The 6,385-nt window shown below is 62.9% G+C and carries 7 protein-coding genes and 1 pseudogene; 3 read left to right on the forward strand and 5 right to left on the reverse strand.

Going from position 1 to position 6,385, the window contains the following annotated elements; genetic code table 11:
• Nucleotides 1-575 (forward strand): annotated as a pseudogene (locus VFW93_RS10705) (hypothetical protein); the annotation flags it as partial.
• A 69-nt stretch (nucleotides 576-644) separates the two neighbouring features.
• Nucleotides 645-899, forward strand: a complete 255-nt coding sequence (locus VFW93_RS10710; protein ID WP_329693987.1) for a hypothetical protein — start codon at nucleotides 645-647, stop codon at nucleotides 897-899.
• Nucleotides 900-942: 43 nt separating this feature from the next.
• Here VFW93_RS10710 and VFW93_RS10715 read toward each other — a convergent pair whose 3' ends face one another.
• The 3 genes from VFW93_RS10715 to VFW93_RS10725 all read right to left on the reverse strand — a co-directional run bounded on the left by VFW93_RS10715 (nucleotide 943) and on the right by VFW93_RS10725 (nucleotide 3,511).
• On the reverse strand, nucleotides 943-1,527 hold the full coding sequence (locus tag VFW93_RS10715) for a chalcone isomerase family protein (RefSeq protein WP_329693988.1): 585 nt from the start codon (nucleotides 1,525-1,527) through the stop codon (nucleotides 943-945).
• 16 nt (nucleotides 1,528-1,543) lie between these two features.
• Complete coding sequence (locus VFW93_RS10720) at nucleotides 1,544-3,094, reverse strand: methyl-accepting chemotaxis protein (protein WP_329693989.1); 1,551 nt, start codon at nucleotides 3,092-3,094, stop codon at nucleotides 1,544-1,546.
• Nucleotides 3,095-3,250: 156 nt separating this feature from the next.
• Entirely contained in the window at nucleotides 3,251-3,511 is a 261-nt protein-coding gene (locus VFW93_RS10725) for a hypothetical protein (protein ID WP_329693990.1), read from the reverse strand.
• Nucleotides 3,512-3,811: 300 nt separating this feature from the next.
• Between VFW93_RS10725 and VFW93_RS10730 the strand changes: the two genes are divergently transcribed.
• The gene (locus VFW93_RS10730) at nucleotides 3,812-4,177 is read left to right on the forward strand and encodes a PilZ domain-containing protein (RefSeq protein WP_329693991.1); all 366 of its coding nucleotides are present in this window, start codon (nucleotides 3,812-3,814) and stop codon (nucleotides 4,175-4,177) included.
• A 21-nt stretch (nucleotides 4,178-4,198) separates the two neighbouring features.
• On the opposite strand, the gene VFW93_RS10735 is transcribed toward VFW93_RS10730, so the two are convergent.
• Both VFW93_RS10735 and VFW93_RS10740 read right to left on the reverse strand, forming a co-directional pair.
• Entirely contained in the window at nucleotides 4,199-5,332 is a 1,134-nt protein-coding gene (locus VFW93_RS10735) for a hypothetical protein (protein ID WP_329693992.1), read from the reverse strand.
• A 144-nt stretch (nucleotides 5,333-5,476) separates the two neighbouring features.
• Nucleotides 5,477-6,385: phospholipase domain-containing protein (locus VFW93_RS10740; protein WP_329693993.1), on the reverse strand; the 909-nt coding region annotated here is incomplete at its 5' end.

The raw sequence follows: 6,385 nt of genomic DNA on the forward strand, positions 1-6,385 counted from the left end.
CTGGTGACCGCCATGTACTGGTGATCGACAAGGACAACCAGCGCCTGTACGAACTGGCCAACGCTTACCCGCAAGCCAACGGCAGCTGGAAGGCGTCGGTCGGTGCGGTGTTCGAGCTCAACAGCAATGCCACCCGTCCTCTGTACTGGACCAGTGCCGATGCCGCCGGGCTGCCGATCTTCCCCGGCCTGGCCCGTTATGAAGAGGCCGCACGCGGTCCGGGTGGCATCCGCCATGCCTTGCGCTTCACCGTGAACTCCACGCGCGCCGCCTTCGTGCCGCCGGCATCCCACTGGGCGCCGTACAACCCCGCTACCTACTCGGCCCCCATGGGCATGCGCGTGCGCCTCAAGGCCAGCTACGTGATCCCGTCCACGTTCAGTACCGAGACCAAGGCCTTGCTCACGGCCATGAAGACTTACGGCATGATCGTGGCCGACAACGGCTCCAACTGGTTCATCAGTGGCGCGCCGGATGACCGTTGGAACAACGACAAGCTGCTGACCGAGCTCGCCCAGGTCAAGGGCAGCAACTTCGAGGTGGTGCGCATGGATGGGCTGGTGGCCAGACCCTGAACAGGGCCCTGATATCCTGAAGGTGTGGCTGGCGCCGTCATCCAGCCCCTCACCCGGATACATCGCCCCATGGACACCGTTTCCCAGCTTCAATCCATGGGCTTGAGCCTGCCAAGCCCAGCGTACATCTTTGGCGCGATCCTGTTCAGCGTGCTGGGCATGGCGGCCTGGCTGGTCGGCAAGCGCAAGCAAAAGGCCACGACCAAATGGCTGGGCGTGGCCTTGATGTTCTATCCCTATGCCGTCACGAACACGGTGATGCTGTATGTCGTCGGCATCGCCTTGTGTGCGGCAGCGGTCTGGGAGGACCGCAGCGCGTCCTGATCGGAGCGCGCGCGAAAGGCGCGGCCCTCGTGTCAGTGGCCGATCAGGTCGGCTCACCCAGCAGGGCGTGCTTGAGCGCCACCTCGGCAGGCTTGTCGCCGTACCAGATGCGCAGGATGGCGTTGAAGAAGGCTGGATCGGGCAGCGGTTCGATGATCTGCTTGCCATTGATCGTGATGATGGTGCCTTGACCAGGGACCCAGTCCGCCATCACGGTGTCACCGGGTTGCAGCGGCGGCAGGGTTTCGAACAGTTCACCGAACTTCAGCAACTGGTTGACGAACTTGGATTTCTCTTCCTTGTCCAGGTTCTTGTTGATGCCGGCCAGGAAAGCACCACCGAACTCTTCGCCGGTCAGCGTGCGCAGCACATGGATTTTGGCGCGCTTGGGGCCTTGTGCGGCCAGCACGCCAGCCTGGGTGGTTTCCTTCTTGGTCAGGTAGATGCCGAGCACGTAGATCTTGAAGACGGTCTTGGTGCGCAGGCCGGCGCCGCTGAGCACCAGGTCCTTGCCGCCCACCTTGGCGCTTTCTTCCACTTTCACGCCAGCCACTTCGGCGGCTTGAGCCAGGGTCATCGCCATGCCCAGAACAGCGGCGGCCAGTGCGGATTTGGTAAACAGTTTCATGAGGGCCCTCTTGCGGTTAGGGGTTGGCAATCTTGAAGACGCTGACAACTTGAGCCAGGTTCGTCGCCTGGTTCTGCATGGACTCGGCTGAAGCGGCGGCCTGTTCAACCAAGGCGGCGTTTTGCTGAGTGACACCGTCCATCTGGTGGATGGACCGGTAGATGGCTTCGATACCCTGGCTTTGCGACTGGCTGGCCGCGGTGATCTCGGTGATGATGTCGGTCACGCGCTTGACGCTGGCCACCACCTCGTTCATGGTGCTGCCCGCTTCGCTCACGAGCTGCCCACCTTGCGCCACCTTCTCGACGGATTCGCCAATCAGGGTCTTGATTTCCTTGGCGGCCGTGGCCGAGCGTTGCGCCAGGCTGCGCACCTCGCCTGCCACCACGGCAAAGCCGCGGCCTTGCTCACCTGCACGGGCCGCTTCCACGGCTGCGTTCAAAGCGAGGATATTGGTCTGGAAGGCGATGCCGTCGATCACGCCGATGATGTCGACGATCTTGCGCGACGAGGCATCAATGGCACCCATGGTGTCCACCACCCGCGCCACCACCGAGCCACCGTCTGCCGCCACATTCGATGCGGACTGAGCCAGGTCGCTGGCCAGGCGAGCGTTCTCGGCGTTCTGTTTGACGATGTTGGTCAGCTCGCTCATGGAGGCCGAGGTTTCCTGCAGTGAGGCGGCCTGCTGCTCGGTGCGGTAGGACAGGTCCAAGTTGCCCGATGCGATCTCGGTGGAGGCGGAGGCGATCTGCTCCGTGCTCTGGCGCACATTGCCCACGATGCTTTGCAGGCTGGCATTCATTTCGGCCAGGGCCTGCATCAGTTGCCCGGTTTCATCGCGGCTGTTGGTCACGATGGTGCTGCTGAGGTCACCCTTGGCCACACGCTGTGCGACACCCACGGCCCGGTTGAGTGGCACGGTGATGCTGCGGGTGGCCAGGAAGGCGACCACGCCACTCAGGCCAGTGGCCGCCAATGCCAGGAACAGGATGAACCAGGCCGTCTTGCGCGCCTGGTCCGCCGAATTGGCACCGGCCTCTTCCATGTGGGTGTTCTGCTGGGCAATCAGCTTGTCCAGCGCCGCGAAATACTTGGTCTGCAGGGAACGGATGGAGAACAGGTACTTGGTCAGCGCGTTGTCTTTTTCATCCGTGTTGATCATGTTGATGAACGAGACCTGATGCTTCATGGCGCGTTCGCGCAGCTCCACGATGGTCTTGATCAAGGCCTGACCGTCGGCATCCTGCACACTGGCCTTGAGCAGGGCGAGGTTCTCGTCATTGCGCTTGGTGACCTTCTCGATGTTGGCCACCTCGCCTTTCATCTGATCGGCGTCGGACATCACCAGGATGCTGAGCATGCTGCGCGAGATGTCGTTGAGATCCGCCTTCATCTTGTTGGCGATGACCGTGCGCGGGTAGGTCTCCTTGACCATGGACCCGATCTCGCTGTTGAGGCTGTTGATGCGCAGGATGGCCAGGCCGGCCAGCAGCATTAGCAAGGCGATGACCAGACCGAAGCCGATCATCAGTCGCTGCCCGATTCGGATATGTCGGATGTTCATGGTCCACTGCGTCCACGTTCGCAAGAGGGCGCCATCCGATGGGCATTGACGTCATGCGCCAAAGGTCACAAGAGATGACGGTTTCCGACGTTTTCGGCAGGGACGGTCAGGGACTGAAGTGAAAAAGCTGACGCAGGCAGCACAAATGCGCGTGTGTCAGGCCGCCTTGCGCCAGCGGCGTGGCGCAGCCGGCGTGCTGGATGCCAGGGCCGCCTCAGTGAGGTGCTGGCGGTGACGGCGCCCGAAGATGCTGCCGGGTAGCAGCAGCATGGCACCAAGCATCAGCAAGGCACCATGGATGACATGGCCGCTGGCCAGGATGGCCAGCGCGGTGATCGCCGTCAGCACGAGGGCGATGGTCGTCAGGTAGCGGATGCGCTTCCTGATGGACGTCGGACGGAGCGTGGAACCGGGCATCGCATCTCCTTTTAGGGGCTAAGCCGTGACGTATTTGACGCTTGTCAATTTCTAAGGCTTGCGCGTGTTCTGCGCAAGTGCGTGGATTCCCTGTAAAGAGGTATGAAAACCCTGCTCTTTCAGGGAGCGCACAAATTCGGTGCCAGGTGATAAATCCGGAAAAAGCGAGAGATATTTCAGTGACAGCCTGAGCGACTTAAGGTTTGATGGAGGCTGCCGATCTAGGAGCAAACAAACCCATCAGGTGAGTGGCTCCCGAGCATGAGCTACCACCGCGTTCACCCAGCAAAGAGGTAGGCTGTGACCGTTGTTACTGATTCGACGCCGCAACAAGCGGCAGATGCTCGCCAAAGTCCGCGAGTCAATGTGTCCTGGGCCGCCAGGATCGTGACGGGGCCCCAGTCATACCTGGACGCCCGTGTCATCAACGTCTCCGGGGATGGCCTGGGCCTGGTGTGCGAACGCGCCTTTTCGGACGGCGTGATGCTGCAGGTGCTGATGGCCATGCCCGACCCTGCGGACCGCAGCAAGTACCACTATCCCAGCCTGCACGCGAAGGTCATGTTCCACGTGGTCAAGGGTGGCAAATTCAGAATCGGTACGCGTTTTGCCAGGATCGATCAGCCCGTCAAGGACATGATCGAGCAGTGGGTCAAAAAGGGCTGAACGGCCCTCGAAAACCCGCGTTCACATTCTGCTGGCGCGGAACTCGGCTTCCTTTTCCAGCATGTCGGTCATGACCGAGATGCACTGCACTCGCCTGACCTCCAGGGTGCGCTCGATACTGTCCGGATCGCCTCGTTCGTGATGCACCACGCGCTGTCGGCTCAAGGTACGGATCATCGGATGCAGCACCTCCATGGCGTTCAGATCGGCCAGGGCGTGCAGGTAGCGGCCGATGAACTGCAGCGTGTCTTCGCGTGATTCCTCCGTCAGCAAAGCCAGTGGTGGGCTGATGGTGGTGTCCGGCAGGCCCCTGGCGTTGCACAGGGCCAGCGCGGGCGGCTGGGTGCCGCACTGCACGTTGCGCATCAGCTTGGGGGCGGCATGCGGATCATTGACAAAGGATTCGACCAGCCCGTCATGGCCTCGGGCGACCAGGCCGCGCGTGCGGGCTTCCTGCAGGCCCACGCGCGGACCGCCGCCGCTGTTGGCCATTTCGATGCAGCGCTGCCCGGTGGCCGATTGCGTGAAGCGATCCGCATCGAACACCACCTTGGGCAGCTCTTTCAAGGGGGCTGCCATCAGGTCGCCCAGGTTGATCCACAGCAGGCGCCGTGGCTGGCTGTAGAGCGCGTCCACGCCAAAGGGCCGATCGGCGTTGGCCCAGAAGGCGGCGCCGTCCACTGTGAGCACGTCGCCCGCGCGTGACAGGAACTGCTTGCCCGTCAAGGCTTCAGCCTGCTGGTACATGGCCGTGGCGATGCCGCGGCGCTGGTGCTCGTAGGCCACCTGCACGTCTTCATCCTGCAAGTAGGCGCCCATGGCGGTGAAGGTCAATTCGCCAACCGGGTCGGCCTGCGGGTTGGAGCCCATGTAGGCCAGGATGTGATCGGGTTCGTGTGGGCCGATGCCGGCCTGGTACTTGAACAGGTAGCCCATGTCCTGGGCCTTGGTGGCGGGTTGCACCTCGGCCACGAGGTTGAGCACCTCGGTCTCGCCACAGTACACGGCAGCCTTGAGCTTGACGGGAAAGCTGGCGCCCGAGCGGCCCGGGTTGCCCACGTGGTAAGTGTGTTGGCTGACCTGGAGCCTGAAGTCACTGGCGCCATACGGCACCTTCTGACCCAGCTCCAGCGTCCGATTCAGGTAAACATCCATGCCCTCTCCCAGCTTGAACGGCCCAGCGTCGCAGGCGTGCGTGCTGGCCGTTCATTGTGCGGTTCCTCGGGCGCGGGAGAAACCCGGATCAGCAGGGGCCTTGGGCGCCAATCGTGGCGCCCAAGGCCAAGCTTGCGTGGTCGCTCAGGACCAGCGACGCAGCCTGGGCCGGGTCAGGCCATCACGGCCTTCCACGTGGCCTACCAGCGATTGGTAGAAAGTGCTGTCACCCGCCACGGTCACACCGAAGTCGTACCAGTCGTTGGTGGTGGCGAAACTCAGGGTGCGGGTCTCCTTGCCGTTGAGCGTGATCGCCCAGTTGACCGTGCCGCCGGCCGCGATGCGGTCCACCACATTGAGCGTGACGGCCTTGCTGCCCGGATTGCTGAGTGTGAGGGTCACCGGCAGGCCGGGGCCTTGGGTGAGCAGCTTGACATCTGGTTCGGGCTGGCCATTGACCGCGCGGGCATTCAGATAGCCACGGAAGCGACGCATGAACTGGGCCGGGCCATGCACTTCGAGGTCGTAGTAGCCGCCGCCGTACCAGACCACGTGCCAGTAGTCCTTGCCGGCCTGGCCCGGGTCGGCCTGGTAGAACCAGGGGCCGTCCACGCGGTGCTTGTTGGCGTTGATCTGCAGGGGTGCGGACTTGCTGCCCTTGTTGGCCCAGTTGATCCAGACCTTGCCTTCGTTGGCCAGGTCGGATGAGAGCCAGCAGTCCAGTTGCACGGGTGCTTTGCGCAGGGGCTTCTGGCCGGCTTCCTGCGGTGGCATGGTGGTGCTGTAGGCGGGCAGCGGCAACAAGGTTGAACACTGGCCCTGGCTGGCCGATGCGAGGCTGGCGGTATCCGGCAGCACGGGGCGGCTGGTGTTGCTGACGCTGAAGTCGAAGCAGGAGGTCATGTCCCCGCAGACCTGGCGGCGCCAGGCGCTGATATTGGGTTCGGACACGCCGGTCCACTTCTCCAGGAATTGCAGGATGGAGGTGTGATCGAAGGTCTCGCTGGCCACCCAGCCACCGCGGCTCCAGGGTGAGCACACGATGGTGGGCAC

The organism is Aquabacterium sp., from assembly GCF_036279675.1.
GTDB lineage: Bacteria > Pseudomonadota > Gammaproteobacteria > Burkholderiales > Burkholderiaceae_C > Aquabacterium.

Coding starts and splice junctions, on each gene's coding strand:
- VFW93_RS10720 (WP_329693989.1), bottom strand. CDS start 3,094: ATGAACATCCGACATATCCGAATCGGGCAGCGACTGATGATCGGCTTC.
- VFW93_RS10735 (WP_329693992.1), bottom strand. CDS start 5,332: ATGGATGTTTACCTGAATCGGACGCTGGAGCTGGGTCAGAAGGTGCCG.
- VFW93_RS10715 (WP_329693988.1), bottom strand. CDS start 1,527: ATGAAACTGTTTACCAAATCCGCACTGGCCGCCGCTGTTCTGGGCATG.
- VFW93_RS10725 (WP_329693990.1), bottom strand. CDS start 3,511: ATGCCCGGTTCCACGCTCCGTCCGACGTCCATCAGGAAGCGCATCCGC.
- VFW93_RS10710 (WP_329693987.1), top strand. CDS start 645: ATGGACACCGTTTCCCAGCTTCAATCCATGGGCTTGAGCCTGCCAAGC.